This window comes from Sphingomonas sp. GW821-FHT10C01 (assembly GCF_059415525.1).
Genome location: NZ_JBWKNK010000001.1, coordinates 1514021 through 1529446 on the forward strand (window position 1 = coordinate 1514021; position 15426 = coordinate 1529446).

Sequence of the window (15426 nt, forward strand, 5' to 3'; positions counted from 1 at the left end):
AATCCGACGCGCGAGCACGAGGAGAGCGACGCGTGATCGATCAGCGCACCCCTGCGACAGAGTTGCGCCCGACGCACGTGCGATATGGGATCATTGCGCTGATCTTCCTCATCACCAGCGTCAACTATGCTGATCGTGCAACCTTTTCGATCGCCGGGAGCGCCGCCGCGCACGAGCTGGGGCTGAATGCGATCCAGACGGGCTTCATCCTCTCGGCCTTCGCCTGGGCCTATGTGCTCGCGCAGGTGCCGGGCGGGCTGTTGCTCGACAAGTTCGGCACCAAGCGCGTCTATGCCGCCGCGATCGCCTTGTGGTCGGTGTTCACCGCGCTGCAGGGCTTTGCCGGGATGATCGCGTTCCTGCCTGCCGTGGCCATGCTGTTCGCGCTGCGCTTCCTGGTCGGACTCGCCGAAGCGCCGTCCTTTCCCGGCAACGCACGGCTGGTGGCGTCGTGGTTTCCGTCGGCCGAGCGCGGAACCGCGTCGGCGATCTTCAATTCGGCGCAGTATTTCTCGCTGGTCGCGTTCGCGCCGCTGATGGGCTGGCTCGCGCACAGCTATGGTTGGCGCTCGATCTTCTGGGTGATGGGCGTGCTGGGACTGATCGCGACGGCGGTGTTCCTGCGCTACATCCATAGCCCCGCGCGCCACCCGTCGATCAACCGGGCCGAGCTCGACCATATCGAGGTGGGCGGCGGCCTGATCCATATGGAGGATGGCGGTGCGGGCAGCGCGGCTGCATTCGACTGGGGCAATGTCGGCAAACTGATCGCTAACCGGATGATGCTGGGTATCTATCTGGGGCAGTATTGCATCAACGTGCTGACCTATTTCTTCGTCACCTGGTTCCCGATCTACCTCGTCAAGGAACGCGGCCTCAACATCATGGAGGCGGGGTTCGCCGCGGCAGCGCCCGCGCTGTGCGGCTTTGTCGGCGGACTGGCCGGTGGCTATGTCTCCGACCTGATCCTCAAGCGCACCGGATCGCTCGATCTCGCGCGCAAGGGGCCGCTGACGGTGGGGATGCTGCTCGCCACCGCGATCATCGGGTGCGTCTGGGCGCCGCAGGAATGGCTGGTGGTGACGTTGATGTCGGTCGCCTTCTTCGGAAAGGGTGTCGCCTCGCTCGGCTGGGCGGTGATGGCCGATGTGGCGCCAAAGCGGCTGGCCGGTCTGTCGGGCGGGGTGTTCAACATGTTCGGCAACATGGCTGGGATCGTCACGCCGATCGTCGTCGGCTTCATCGTGGCGGCGACCGGATCGTTCGACTGGGCGCTGGTGTTCGTCGGCGCGCATTGTCTGCTGACGATCTTCGCCTTCCTGGTCGTCGCTGGACCTATCCGCCGGATGCAGATCGGCGAATGAGAGTTGATCGCAGAGGGCTGCTGCTGGGCGGCGCGGCGACGACGCTGCTGCCCCCCGCGGCGCGGGCGGCGGCGGTGCGGCTCAGTCTCACGACGCCGATGGCGCCGCCCGAATGGGCGGTGCTCCAGCGGCGGTTGATCGCCCGGAACACCGAGGCGTGCGAGGCCTTCTACGCCAAATATGTCGACAAGCGCGATCACCTGCTGGTGTTCGAACGCTGGGGCGCCAATGACGGCCCCGACGATGCGGCGGAAGCGACCAACGACTGGGCGATCCTTCACGCGCTCGGTGCGCCCGACCGCATCCTGACGCTCACCCAGCGGTTCTGGGAAGGGCACCTCAGGCAATATGCGGCGATGCGGACGGTGGATGTGCCGATCGCAAGGGCTGGCATGTATCACCGCGACTTTCCGGTCCAGATGGACTGGCAGCATAATGCCGAGGGGTTGACGACGTTCAACGTGCTGGGCCTTTCCGCCCCCCGCGACCCCGCGCTGATCGCGCGCACCCGGCGCTTCGCGGACTTTTATACCGGGCACGACCCGAGCGTCCGCAACTACGACCCCGCGCACCGCATCATCCGCAGCGTGATGAACGGCAGCCGCGGGCCGATGCTGCGCGCTGCGACCGCGCTGGACTGGGCGGGCGACCCATTCGAGGCGGGGGAGCGCTTCCATATGGAGCATGGCGAATCGACCTATCAGGAGACGCTCGACCATTATGTCGAGTACACCGATGTGGTCGGCGACAATCCGCTCAACCTGCAGGCGACGACGCTGGCGCTCAACGCCTATGCGCTGGGCGGGGGCGAGCGCTACCGGCGCTGGGCGCTCGACTATCTCGATGCCTGGGTGAGCCGCGCCAGAGCCAATGACGGCATCGTGCCGAGCAAGGTCGGGCTCGACGGCAAGGCCGCGCGGGACTGGTGGGGCGGGGTCTATGGCTGGGGCTTCTCCCCCGTAGTGCCGCAGACCGGCAAGCGCGAGGACCGCAACCGCGTACCGCGATCGATCACCGCGTTCCTGAACGGCACGCTGCTCACCGGCGACAGCGCGTACATCGAAGTGTGGCGACGGCAGAACGCTCGGATCAACGACGCCGGGCGCCAACGTGACGGCCGGTTCGAAACCCCGACCATGTATGGTGCGGATGGCTGGTACGGGTGGAAGCCTGGGCCCTATCGCACCAACGGGTTCGAGATCTGGTATGTGACGCAGCGCGCTGACGATCTCGAGCTGGCGGGCGAGAATCAGTGGGTGTCGTTCCTCCACGGCAGGAACGAGGCCTATCCGGTCGAGGCGCTCAACACCGACCTCACGCGGATCGCCGAACGCGAGAAGCGGATGCGCGAGGACAACACAACGCGCGACACGCGGCTCGCCGACTGGCCGCTCGACAAGACCCCGGCGAGCGTCAAAAGTCTGATCCAGCTGATGACCGGGGGCATGCACATTGCCCGCCCGCCCTGGTCGTCGACCTCGCCCAATCAGGGCGGTGTCGTGCTGCACTGCCGGCTGCGCTATTTCGATCCCGAGCAGCGGCGGGCGGGTGTCCCGCGGGATGTCGCGGCGTTGGTGCACGCGCTGGGCGATGCGTCGACCGAGGTGACATTGGTCAATCTTGGCAAGGTAGCGCGGACGGTGACGGTACAGGGCGGCGCCTATGCCGAGCATCAGATCGAGTCGGTGACGCTCGACGGGCGGAACATGGCCATCGGCGGGCGCGACTTCACCCTGCGGCTGGAGCCGGGGTGCGGGGCGCGGCTGAGGCTTGCGATGCGGCGTTACGCCAATGCCCCGACGCTGGCGTTTCCTTGGGACCGGTAGCGTCGGCTACTTGAAGAGTGTCTTATGGAGCATCCTGCCCGCCACGAAACCGGCAATCGCGCCAAGACTTGGCCACAAGGGACCGAACAGAAACTCGAGCCCGCTCGTCGATCTAAGCGCGTCCGGATGCGCGTCCTGCCAACGACTGACATGCATGAACATGGCAACCGGCACCGCCAGCAGGATGACGCAACCGAGCCGCTGACTGGGAATGAAGAGACCGACCAGCAGTCCTGCGATCGCGCCGAACAGGATTAACGTTCCAATGGTCATGTCAGCATCCTAACCGGATGCTGGCGGTCATCAACCGGTGTTACCCGCCCGGCTTGATATAGGGCGCGACTGACCAGAGCAGACGTTCCTCGCGGCGCGGGTCGTCGACGACGTGGGTGGTGGTGTCGAAAATCATCGTCTGCCGTCGCTCGAGCGTGAACTTCGGCCACATCGGCACGCTCGCGCAATTGGGGTCACCGGTGCGGGCGAAGGCGATGAAGGCGTCGGCCATGCATCCCGCCAGGCGGTGCGCGGCTGGGCTGTCGCCGGTGCGCGAACCCTTCGCCGCGACGTTGCCGAACACCAGCGGGATATCGAGCGTGTGGAAGGCGCCGAGCACGCCGCCGGCCTCGGGCGCGGGGAAGTCGAGCTGGTACATCCAGGTCGGCGCGCCGAGTCTGGCGCGTTCCTCCGCCTGGATCAAGTGGCCGGGCCAGGAGCGGCCTGCGGTGGTCGCGGCGAGCAGGATCTGGCCGGGCGTCTTATCGGGGTAGAGCTGGCGGTAGCGCTGGACGACCCAGTCGGGTGCGACATCCTTGGTGATCTGTGCACTGATGCGTTCGGGCAGATTGCCCCAGCTGGTGTCGCCCCGCTTGAGCCAATCGGCGATCCACAGCCCGGTCTCGTCATGCGTGTTGCCGACGATGAGCGGGATATGTGCCGCCTCACGCGGAGCATCGGGAACGAAGGGGTGGCGGAGCAGGACATAGTGGTCGAGTGTCGAGGTGAAGCCGATTTCGCCCTTGCGCTCGATCGGGTCGGTCATCGCCATCGCTTCGACCAGCTTTTCGACGGGCAGCGCCTTGAGCTCGGCGATGGTCCTGGCGCCTGCCTTTTCCATCCACGCCCGCGCGCGAATCGTCGCATTGCGTGGTCCGGCGGCGGTGACGTGCTGTCCGCTCATCGTCGCGGCGCGGTGGAACAGCGGTCGCGCCTCGGGCATCGCCATCAACGTCACCGCCTTGGCCCCGCCGCCCGACTGGCCGAAGATCATCACCCGATCCGGATCACCGCCGAACGCTGCGATATTGTCTCGCACCCATATCAGCGCGAGGACGATGTCGAGATTGCCGACATTGCCCGATTCCGCCGGGCCGCCGAGCTGGGCGAGATAGGCATAGCCTAGCCCCGCGAGGCGGTGGTTGAGCGTCACCACCACCACATCGCCGCGGCGGACGAGGCTGGCGCCGTCATAGAGCGGGTCCGACCCCGATCCATGCGCGTGTGCGCCACCATGAAGATAGACCATCACCGGCCGCCGCCCACGATCCAGCGCCGGGGTCCAGAGGTTGAGGAACAGGCAATCCTCGCTGTTCGGTTCCTCGGCGCGGGTCTGCGGTGCGGCGGGGCCGTGGCGGACGGCGTCGGCGATGTCGTTCCACGGCGTGGGCGGTAGCGCGCGTTCGAACCGCCGCTGCTGCGTATCGGCGCCGTAGCGAATGCCGCGAAAGACGAGCACGCCGCTTTCGCTCGCCCCGCGCACACGGCCATGGCGGGTCGCCGCGATCGGATCTCGGCGCTGCGCGCTCCACGCCGCTGCCGGGATCAGCAACGGCGCGCCGAGCAGCGCGCGGCGGGCGATCACGCCGACGCCATCTGCGCGCAGAGCAGGCGCATCGGCTCGAGCGCCGGATTGGTGTTGTCGCGGCGCCACGCCATGTGCAGTTCGACCGGCGTTTCTGGCTCGGTGCGCAGCGCGCGGAACTGGACGTTCATCAGGTGCAGCCCGGCGGCCGATTGTGGCACGATCGCCGCGGCAAGCCCTGCATGGACAAGGCCGAGCATCGAATGGATCTGCGTGACATGCTGGACATAGCTCGGCGTCACCCCGGCATCGTCGAACAGGCGCACGAGCATGTCGTGGAAATAGCCCGCACCCTGTCGCGCATACATGATCAGCGGTTCGCCATCGAAGTCGCCGAGCGACAGCGCCGGCTCGCCCTGCCGCGGATCGCCGGGGGGCAGGGCAACCAACAGCGGCTCGCGCAGCACGCACAACGTGTCGAATTCGTGCCGGTCGACCGGCGGGCGGACAAAGCCGATGTCGATCAGCCCCGTGAGCAGTGCATCGACCTGATCGCCGCTGACCATCTCGCGCAGCTCGAGATCGATATTGGGCAGGCTCGCACGCGCCTGCGCCACGATCTGGGGGACGAGGCTATAACCCGAGACGGCGGTGAAGCCGATCGCGACCTTGCCCGCATCACCCTTGGCGACGCGGCGTGCGGAGAGCGATGCGCTTTCGGCCAGGCGGACGATTCGCCGCGCCTCGATCAGAAAAACATGGCCAGCGGGGGTCAGGCTGACCTGCCGGCTGGTGCGCTCGAGCAAGGTGACGCCCAGGATGCGTTCGAGCAACTGGATCTGCCGGCTGAGCGGCGATTGGGTCATGTTGAGCCGCTGCGCCGCGCGGCCGAAATGGAGTTCCTCGGCCGCAGCCACGAAGCAGCGGAGCTGGCTCAATTCGAACATGGCGCCGGTGTAGCGCGGCGCGGCAAGTCCTGTCACGCCGAGGCTCACCGCGCCCTCAGGCGGCTTTGGCGAGCGCGCCGGACGCCTGCTCGATCAGCACCCGCAGTTCGTCCTGCTCCTGCGCGGTCAGGTCGGTGAGCGGGCTGCGCACCGGGCCGGCGTCCCGGCCGATCGCCCGCATCCCCGCCTTGACGATAGACACCGCATAGCCGCGCCCTCGATTGCGTAGGGTAAGGTAGGGCATCACGAAGTCGCGCAGTTGCTTCTGAACTTCTTCATGGTTGCCCGCGCGCACTGCGGCGTAGAAGGTCAACGCCCATTGCGGCATGAAGTTGAAGATCGCCGAGGAATAGGTGGTGACCCCCATCGTCAGATACGGCGTGGCAAAGGTCTCCGCGGTGGGCAGCCCGCCGATATAGGTGAGGCGGTCGCCCATCCGTAGGAAGATGCGCGTCATCAGCTCGATATCGCCCACGCCATCCTTGAAGCCGACTAGATTGGGGTTGCGCTCGCACAGCCGGGCGAGGGTCTCGTCGTTCAGAACGGCATTGTCGCGGTTGTAGACGATCACGCCGAGCCCGGTCGAGCGGCACACCGCCTCGACATGCGCGGCAAGGCCCTCCTGGCTCGATCCGACCAGATAGGGGGGCAGGAGAAGCAAGCCGTCGGCACCCGCTGCCTCGGCGCCGCGCGCGATGTCGGTTGCGATCGCGGTGCCATAGCCGCAGCCGGAGATGACGGGGAGTTTGCCCCGACCCTCGGCGACGGCGGCCTTGACTACCTCCACCACCTCGACCGGGGTCAGCGAGAAGAACTCACCGGTGCCGCCCGCCGCGAACAGTCCGGCCAGGTCGTGCTCGAGCATCCATGCGCAATGCGCACGATAGGCGCCCTCGTCGAACCGGCCGTCGGCGTCGAAATGCGTGACGGGGAAGGAGAGAAGGCCCTGGCCAAGGCTGCGGCCCATATCGGCCGGGCTCATCATTGTCACATGCGTCTCCCAAGTCGCAGTTCCGCATCGATGCGCGAAACGCTTCGAGGGTGTCATTATTGGGTCGGCGCGTAGGCGTCCAAACCAAAGCCGCCATTGATCGATGCGCGACTTGGATCGATCCCGGAGCCTGGCCGCCTTCGCCAGCACATCAAGTCTCTAGCTCGTTGCGGGTGCGCCCAACGCTTGTACCTGGCAGTCTCTTTGCACGCAGAGGAACGACCTCAGCTTGTCATGGTCAAATCTCTCAGCGGCTTAAAGCCGTGCCATCAAAGCTCAGGTGCGACTGCCGCTCAGTGTCCGTCAAGACCAAGCCTTCCCGTGCAACCATCCTGCTGTCATTCGGCCTGCGCCTCGGCGGGCTTGCGGGCCGTGGCTGGGGAGACCTCGGCTGCCGGAGCGGGGGCAATCCCATATTCGTCTCGCGCGGCCTTGAGGTCGGCGAGGAATGCGGGATCCGCATTCAGCCGGGTCAGAACCGCCGCCGCGATCGCGCGTGCCGCGTCGGTATCGCTGGGGAAATGGTAGCCGCAGATTACCCGGCTCAGCGCATAGTCCCGGCCCCGCTCAAGGATCTCGGACGCGCGCGCCGGCGCGACTTCGGCCAGCAGCAATGCGGTGGCCCAGCCATAGACGGTGTGCCCCGACGGGTAGGAGGATCCGCCGCGCGGCTCACGATCGGGAGCCGGAATGGGGCTGCTGCCGCAACGGCGGACCAGTTGGTAGCGTTGATAGGGGCGCGGGCGCTGGAAGCTTTCCTTGCCGTTCCAGACCGGGTCCGCGGCATCGCGCATCGCGCGGTTCAGCAGCTGAACGAGGCGCGGACTATGCGCGCGATCGATCGGCTTGCCGAACGCCGTGGCAAAGCGCGGATAGACGCTTTTGTTGTCCAGGCCGGCAGTCTCCCACCGATCGGCGGGGACGTCGGCCTGGAACCACCGCGAGATCGCCATGTCGACCTGATCGAGCACCGAGTCCGGCACGGGCGGCGGGCCGACGAGCAGGCGGTAATCCACGCTGCCCTTGGGCAGATAGCCCTCCGGCTTCGCCTCGCCCTCGGGCCGCTTGACGCCTTCGAGTGACTGCGCGGCGGCGGGCGCCAGGGCCGGACAGATAAGCAAGAGCGCGGCGAGACCGGTCGCAGAACGGGGGGTGATCATCAATTATCGCTCCGGGAATGAGCGCCGTGCCCCGCCGTTCGGCGACGGGGCACGGCATGCGGGGTCAGAACTTCGCTTCGAATCCGACATAGAAGTAGCGGCCGATCACGTCGTACTCGCCCGCGACATTCTGCGAACTGCCCGACGCGGTTCCCGACGGCAGGAAGGGGCTCGTGCTGTTGAACGCGTTGTTCACGCCGGCATAGAGGCGGAAGTCCTTGTTCGCGGCGGGGACGTCGACGCTGGCGTAGAAATCGTGACGCACACGATCCTCGATGTGCAGGAAGGGGGGATTGGCTCCCGCCGCCTCGGCCGCCGCGCGGCGCACATTGCTGTCGACCGCGTCACCCGTATAGCGCAGCTTCCAGCGCAACCGCAGGCCGCCGTCGCGATAGCCGAGTTGGGCCTGGCCGCTATTGACCCACGCACCGATCTCACCCTTGTAGTCGGTGCGCCGGACACCATCCACGCCATCGAATACGGTGTAATAGTCGAACAGGCGCGAATAGAGAAAGCGGATGTCGAACTTGCCCTTCGACGACAGCCATTGCGGTGCGTCGAACCGGTAGTCGACCGCGACATCGGCACCCGAGCGAACGGTCTGGCTGAGGTTGAGGTCGCGGTTGACGATACGGGTGATCTGTCCTTCCGTGTTGCGCGTGATCTCGTTGCAGAAGAAATTGTCGGTCAGCCCGCCCGGGTTGCCCAGACATTCGCGCAGCAGGTCGATCGCCTCGAGCGAGGAGATCACGTCGCGGATCTTGATCCGGAAATAGTCGACCGTCATCGACAGGCCGGGAATGAAGCGCGGCGTCAGCACGGCGCCGAACGAGACCGTATCGGCGGTTTCCTCCTTGAGGTTGGGATTACCCGCCGCCGGCCCTTCGATGCTGGTCGTGTCCTGAAGGAACACGCCATTGGCTGCGATCTCGGCGGCAACGCCCGCAATCGACCGGCAGTTGGTCGCAATCGTACCCGTCGTCGTAGCGGTCACGCCGCTGCACAGATCGACCACCGAATCCGAATCGTCGCGTGCCGGTGAGTAGAGGTTCGTCACGGTCGGCGCGCGCTGGGCCCGCGAATATTGGCCACGGAAACGGATATCGCGGACGGGCGCCCAATCGCCGCCGAAGCGATAGCTCAGGACCGAACCCACATTCCTGATGTTATAGTCGCCGTAACGCACCGCCGCGTCGAAGGAGAGGCTGTGCGCGAAGGGCTGGTCGCGGAACAGCGGGACCTTGAGTTCGGCGAACGCCTCCTTCGCTTTGATATCGCCTTCATATTCGGCGATGAACGATGCCGATCCAAAGCCGCGCCGTGTGGTGTCGTCAGTCACCGAACGCTGCCAGTCGCGGCGATATTCGCCGCCCAGCGCGATCGAGACCGGTCCCGCCGGCAGCTCGAACAGCGATCCGCTAACGAAGCCCTGCACCACGTCCTGCTGCATCAGGCCGTCAAGCTTCAGGTCGGCGCGGATATAGTTTGCCGCCGCCGACGTGATCGAGTTCGGCCCGAACAGGTTGACCGGAACGCATCCCGCCGTGCGCGCGGCCGCATCGACGCACCGCACCCGCGACAGGTCGCCCGGCACCGCGGGGTCGAATTCGGCGTTGATCGCGTTCTTCAGATTCTTGAAGTTCAGGAGGTTAACGCGGTTCTGCTCCTGGTGGAAACGGCCATAGCCATAGCTGATTTCCCAGTTCCAGCTCTCGCCGATCCTGCCGCGCAACCCGGTCCAGGCGCGCCAGGTCTCGCGGTCGTTGAGGATGCGATAGTGGCCAAGCTCGTTGAAGCGGCGCGACCACTGGATGCCCGATGATGAAGCGGCCGCGCGAATGGCGGCGGGGACATAGGGGTTGTTGCGGGCGATCCGGCCGACGACGTCCGGGGCCAGGGGGTCGCCGAACTCCTCGTCATAGGCGGCGGTCTCGGCCCCGCCGCGTTCGGCCGAGGTCTTCACCTTCGAATATTGCACATGCCCGAAGAATTCGATGTCGCTTCCCAGGTCGACCGTGATCTTTCCGGCGGCGAGATAGGAGGTGCGCGGCGCGCTGATCTGCAGGTCCGGGCGGGTTTCCCAGCCATAGACCGCGGTATTGGTGCTGCGAAACAGGCTCCCGTTCGCATCATAGACGAAATAGCCGCCGCCGGCGGTCGAGCTCGAAAGGAAGCGGCCGCCGGGCGTGCTGCTGCTCTTCGAAGGTCGCGTGATGCCGAGCTCGCCCTGGTTGAGCGGGTTGGAATCCGCGCTCAGGCTGTAGGCGACCGATTCGAGCGCGCGGGCCCGCTGGTAGCCCATGACCCCGTCCTCTTTCTCGTAGCTTGCGCCGAGCACGAGCAAGACACGATCGTCGAACAGTTTCTCGCCGACGAGCACGTCGAGGTTGAGCCGCTGGCTGTCGCCTTCGCTCGAAATGCCGGAGCGACCGCCGATACGGACGCCGTCATATTTGTGGCGGGTGATGATGTTGACGACGCCGGCGATCGCGTCGGAGCCATAAACGGCGGACGCGCCGCCGGTGATGACTTCGACACGCTCCACGAACATCGCCGGGATCGAACTCAGGCTGACCGCGCTCGACGTGATCCGGTTCGAGACCGTGCGCCGTCCGTCGATCAGGGTCAGCGTACGATCGGCGCCAAGGCCGCGCAGGCTGACCGAAGAGGTGCCGGCGGCATTGATCTGGGAATTCGAATTGGCGAGGTTGAGGCTCGGGGTAACGGCGGGATAGTCGGCGAGGACTTCGGACAGTTCGGTCGCACCCGATGACTGGATATCCTCCTCGTTGACCTGGACGATCGGCACGGCGGAATCCGTGACCACCTGCCGCGCGATGCGGCTGCCGGTAACGACGACATCGCCGGCATCATCCTGATCGTCCGGTGCGGCCGCGCCGCTCGCGCTGGACGCGGTCTCGACCTGCGCGGCGGCACGAATGACAAGCACGCCCGATCGCCCCCAGCTCGCTTCGAGACCCGATCCCGCGAGGAGCCGCGCCACGCCATCGCGGATCGTGAAGGTCCCGTTGAGGGCCGGTGCGCGTTTGCCCTTCAGCGTGCCGCTGTCGAAGCTGATCTGTTGCCCCGATGTGCGGGCCAGCGCGCGCAAGCTCGCCTTCATATCCTGCGCGGGGATCGAAAAGCGGTAGGTGCGTTCCTGCGCGATCGTGGGCACCGCGACGACCGATGCGACAAGCGCGGTGACGGCGATCGAGCCATGAAGCGCGGATCTGGAAAAGTGCATGATATCCCCCCTGCTACGCCGCCTCTTGCAGGCGGTCACCGGGTAAAGACGCGCGACGCGTAGCGGGGGACACCTAACGCTGGAATCTACCTCATTCGCGCTCGAGGATGATCTCGCCGTTGCCGCGCCTTTGACGGACAGGGTGCAGCGCAACGATCCCTTCGACAAAGGCATCGACATCGCCCGCCTTGTAGACGCCATCGACAGTGATGCCGCCGATGGCCGGATCGGCCAGCACGATGCGCTTCGTGGCGTAGCGATTCATGCGTTCGACGGCGCGGGCCAGCGGCTCCTGATCGAAATTGATCAGCCCCTGTTCCCAGCTCAACGATTGCGACAGGTCCGGTCGCGTGACCTGCCCGGGCTTCCCCGAGCCGGCGGAGCCGATGAACTCGCTGCCCGGCGTCATGAGCAGGCGCTGGGACGACGCGGTCGGCACAGGCGCGCTGTCGCTCCGGTCGCGCACCTCGACCTGGCCTTCGTAGAGGATGACGCGCACTTCGCCGTCGATCATCTCGACGCTGAAGGAGGTGCCGACGGCAGCGATCAGTTTGTCGCCCGCGGCAACGGTGAAGGGGCGCAGCGGATCCTTGGCGACATCGAATTTGGCGCGCCCTTCGACCAGTTCGACCTGGCGCGCCTCGTCCTTCATGCGAACGGTCATCGCGGTCACGGCGTCGATCGAAACGCGCGAACCGTCGTCGAGCATCGCCACCTGCCGTTCGCCGATGCCCGTCTCATATCTGCTGGGCTGGTTGAGATACCAGTAGGCGCCCGTCCCAAGGAGCAGAAGCAGCGCCGCGGCGTAGCCGAGCGGCCACCAGATTCGCCGCGATGCGACCAGCCAGCGCCGCCGGTTCTTGTTCCGGAATTCGGTCAGAGCCTCGGTCCGCAGCGAGATGATCCGCGGCCGGTCCCCGATGGCGCCGGATGCCTGCCAGACGGCGATCGCTTCCTGCAGCACGTCGGCGTGGCCGGGTTTCTCCAGCCATGCCTCGAACTCGGCCCATTCGTCTTCGTGCAGGCTGCCCTCGGACAGTTGGATGCACCAGAGTGCGGCCTCCTCCATGATCTCGTTCGCGGTAAGCGCGGCGGGCAGGGTGTCGGTCATAGCGCGCTTCTCATTTCCTTCATCAGGCTCGCCATCGCGCGCGCGACATGTTTCTTTACGGCGCTCACCGAAATACCAAAGGTTTCAGCGATCGTGTCCTGTCCCAGGTTCTCCAGTCGATAGAGAATAAAAATGGTCCGCGTACGATCGGGCAGGGAGGCGAGGACGTTCTCGAGCACCGTGAGCTCTCCGCGCCCGGCCGTGATCCGGAACGGGTCGAGCGGGTCGATTCCCAGATCTTCGGACCGGCTGACCAGGTCGCGATAGTGCGTCCGGACCTTCAGGCGGCGGGCGCGATCGGCGAGCAGGTTGGACGCCATCTGGAAGATATAGGCTTCCGGTGAAGCCAGGTCGTCGTTGCGGTGCTTGAGCAGCTTCGCGATTAGCTCGTGGGTCAGATCCTCGGCCTCGGCATGGTCGCGTACCCGCCGCAGGAAATAGGCGAGCAACGCGGGACGCCATCGGCGACCGAAATCGAGCTGATCCCTAGCTGGCTGCATGGTGCTGCATCATCGACTGCAAAATCACGGGCATGAACCCATAGACGCATTCGCGAGCGACAGGGACATCTGGCTTTCGCGATTTGGGCAAGCGTCGGCCTTCCGAGGCTATTCCTGAAGCTGTCAATCAGCACAATGACCCACAACCCGCTCGAGGCACCCAGCCTAATCTGCTGGTCCGCAATGCGTCCTCAAGGCGGACTTTCCAGCCATGGGCCGGATATCGCGAAAGCCGCCATTTGCTCAGCGATAACTTCGGACCGCTATTGAGTGGAAGGCCAAGGCGAGTTGCTTACGCCACGCCTCTGGATGAGCAGGCACCCGTCGAACAACCGGGAGCGTGCGTTCACGCCGTCCGAGAGGATAGCTGTTCGCGGCAACACCGACCCTGGGGGCGGCGCAGGATCAGGCGACCTTGTTTCGCATCTGGTGGTGAGTATGGCTCCGCATACTCAGGCGCGAAACGTGTGTTTAGAAGTGCAATTGTCCTCGACCAGATCCCAGTCGATTTCGATCCCAAGACCGGGGCCTTCCGGCGCATGAATATTGCCATCGGCGTCCATCAGATCGCGCAGGCTCTGCTTCATCGGTAGCTGGAACGTGTCCTCGGGTACGAACAGCTCGAAATATTCCGAGTTCCTGACCGCGCAGGCGACATGGATGTTAGCGACGTCCATCGGCCCCATTGTCGTGGTGTGCAGCTCGCAATTCATGCCATGCGCTTCGGCGAGGTGGCAGACTTTGAGCGTGCCGGTGATCCCGCCCTTCCATGAGACGTCGGCGCGGACCATGTCGAGCGCGTCGGCCTTGATCGCCTGCGCCACGCCCCACGGGCCGCCGCGCGTCGTCTCGGTGCCGACAATCGGGATGTCCACTGCGGCGCTGAGCTTGGCATATTTGTCGAGTTCGTAGTCGCGGAACGGCTCCTCGAACCAATAATAGTTCAGCTGCTCCAGATGACGCGCGACCTTGATCGCCTCATGCAGCGAATACTCGGCGACCGGATCGGTCATTAGGATCATGTCGGGGCCGACCGCATCGCGCACCGCCTGATGGATCTCCATGTCGAACGCGCTCGGCCCGCACGGATGCACTTTATACGCCTTGAACCCGCGTTCCTTGTAAGCCAGCGCCTCGCGCACATAGGCGTCGATGTCAGGCAGCCAGAGGCTGCTGGCATAGACCGGGAGGCTGGTGCGGTAGCTGCCTAGATACCGGTGCAGCGGCAGTTCCGCAGTGCGCGCCGCCGCGTCCCACAGTGCGACGTCGATCGGACCGGGCAAGAACACCGGGAAGAAGGCACCGTGCCGGTCGATGTTCCAGAAATCCTGCCAGATGCGCTCGCGATCATGGATGCTGCGGCCCATGATGACCGGTGCGATGACGTCGGAAAGATAGGCGTCGGTCACAGCTGCCGAGCGCGCCGCCCAGAAAGTCGCGATCCCTTCGACCCCGTCCGAGGTTGTGATGCGGCCGACACCATAGCTCCACGGCATGGGCGCGGCGCCCTCGCGCTCCTCATCGAACAACCCTGCGGGCCGCTTGCACATCCAGGTCTCGAACTTCTCGACGCGCATCCTCACGCCTCTCCTTGCATCAAACTTGTCTTACAGGATTAGGCGTGGGCGCGGCTACTGGCAAGTTCAGGCTGTCGGTTCGCCGGCGACGATCGGTGCAAGGATCTTGATCAGCGCGTCGTCGAAATGCTGTGCCATAGCACCGGCGGCCGCAGACGGGTCGCGCGCCATCACCGCCGCGACGATATTCTCGTGCAAGTCTTGGACGTGCTTGAGTTCAGGGCTGGCCGCCCAGCGTTCGATTCCTTCCTGCATCGATGCGGCGATAAGCTGGCGGAAGGCGTCGATCAGCAGCGTATAGAGTGGATTTCCGGTCGCGCGGGCCAACAGCGCATGAAGTTCCAGATCGAGTTCGGCATAGCGTTTGGCGTTACCGAGCTTGGTCGCCATGTCGCGTACGATCTTCTCCAGCTGGGCGGCGTCCGCGTCGCTGCGCCGTTCGGCAGCGAGCGCGACCATCGTGATTTCGATTCCGCGACGCATCTCCAGGATGTTGCGCGTATCCGCCTGGCCGGTGAGCAGTGCATTGCCGATCACACGCGACAGCATTTCGCCATCGACTGGGACGATCGTCGCGCGCTTACCGACCGCCATTTCGACCAGCCCAGTAGCGGCAAGCGTACGCATAGCCTCGCGCACTACCGGGCGGCTGACACCCAGTGTCAAGCTGATCGTCGTCTCGCTCGGTAGGCGCGCGCCGGGTCGCAGCCGTTCGTCGGCAACGTGGCGATAGATATAGTCGATGACGTGATCGACGAGGCCGCTCGTCTTCGCGCCGCTGCCTGTCGATTCGTCCGCCCTCGTCCCCACGCGAAATCCCCTGCAATCCAAACGCCCCTGCGGCGGCTGACCCGACACCTTAGCAAAATCACGCTTGTCTTCGCCATTCAAACCGCTACTAACCT

Annotated in this window: 12 protein-coding genes; 2 read left to right on the forward strand and 10 right to left on the reverse strand. The window is 65.4% G+C overall.

Translation table 11 applies throughout. From position 1 onward, the window contains the following. The first annotated feature begins 32 nt into the window (after positions 1–32). Positions 33–1364, forward strand: a complete 1332-nt coding sequence (locus tag AC07M1_RS07415) for an MFS transporter (RefSeq protein ID WP_495161907.1) — start codon at positions 33–35, stop codon at positions 1362–1364. Beyond that, entirely contained in the window at positions 1361–3190 is a 1830-nt protein-coding gene (locus AC07M1_RS07420; protein ID WP_495161908.1) for a DUF8034 domain-containing protein, read from the forward strand. The genes AC07M1_RS07415 and AC07M1_RS07420 overlap by 4 nt, the downstream gene beginning before the upstream one ends. Positions 3191–3196: 6 nt before the next feature. Here the strand turns inward: AC07M1_RS07420 and AC07M1_RS07425 are convergent, their stop codons facing one another. The 10 genes from AC07M1_RS07425 to AC07M1_RS07470 all read right to left on the reverse strand — a co-directional run bounded on the left by AC07M1_RS07425 (position 3197) and on the right by AC07M1_RS07470 (position 15331). Beyond that, entirely contained in the window at positions 3197–3463 is a 267-nt protein-coding gene (locus AC07M1_RS07425) for a hypothetical protein (protein ID WP_495161909.1), read from the reverse strand. A gap of 40 nt (positions 3464–3503) precedes the next feature. After that, a complete protein-coding gene (locus AC07M1_RS07430) occupies positions 3504–5048 on the reverse strand; it encodes a carboxylesterase/lipase family protein (protein WP_495161910.1) in 1545 nt (514 codons plus the stop codon). Further along, a complete protein-coding gene (locus AC07M1_RS07435) occupies positions 5045–5971 on the reverse strand; it encodes a LysR substrate-binding domain-containing protein (RefSeq protein WP_495161911.1) in 927 nt (308 codons plus the stop codon). The genes AC07M1_RS07430 and AC07M1_RS07435 overlap by 4 nt, the downstream gene beginning before the upstream one ends. 19 nt (positions 5972–5990) lie before the next feature. After that, positions 5991–6917 (reverse strand): 5-dehydro-4-deoxyglucarate dehydratase, encoded by a 927-nt coding sequence (kdgD, locus tag AC07M1_RS07440; RefSeq protein ID WP_495161912.1) that lies wholly within the window; start codon positions 6915–6917, stop codon positions 5991–5993. Positions 6918–7264: 347 nt separating this feature from the next. Beyond that, positions 7265–8086, reverse strand: a complete 822-nt coding sequence (locus AC07M1_RS07445) for an acid phosphatase (RefSeq protein WP_495161913.1) — start codon at positions 8084–8086, stop codon at positions 7265–7267. Between the two features lie 64 nt (positions 8087–8150). Beyond that, positions 8151–11333, reverse strand: a complete 3183-nt coding sequence (locus AC07M1_RS07450; protein WP_495161914.1) for a TonB-dependent receptor domain-containing protein — start codon at positions 11331–11333, stop codon at positions 8151–8153. A gap of 91 nt (positions 11334–11424) precedes the next feature. Then, entirely contained in the window at positions 11425–12444 is a 1020-nt protein-coding gene (locus AC07M1_RS07455) for a FecR family protein (protein WP_495161915.1), read from the reverse strand. Beyond that, complete coding sequence (locus AC07M1_RS07460; protein WP_495161916.1) at positions 12441–12944, reverse strand: RNA polymerase sigma factor; 504 nt, start codon at positions 12942–12944, stop codon at positions 12441–12443. The genes AC07M1_RS07455 and AC07M1_RS07460 overlap by 4 nt, the downstream gene beginning before the upstream one ends. Positions 12945–13396: 452 nt before the next feature. Further along, a complete protein-coding gene (locus AC07M1_RS07465; protein ID WP_495161917.1) occupies positions 13397–14521 on the reverse strand; it encodes an enolase C-terminal domain-like protein in 1125 nt (374 codons plus the stop codon). A gap of 66 nt (positions 14522–14587) precedes the next feature. Next, on the reverse strand, positions 14588–15331 hold the full coding sequence (locus AC07M1_RS07470) for a FadR/GntR family transcriptional regulator (RefSeq protein ID WP_495161918.1): 744 nt from the start codon (positions 15329–15331) through the stop codon (positions 14588–14590). Positions 15332–15426 lie beyond the last annotated feature (95 nt).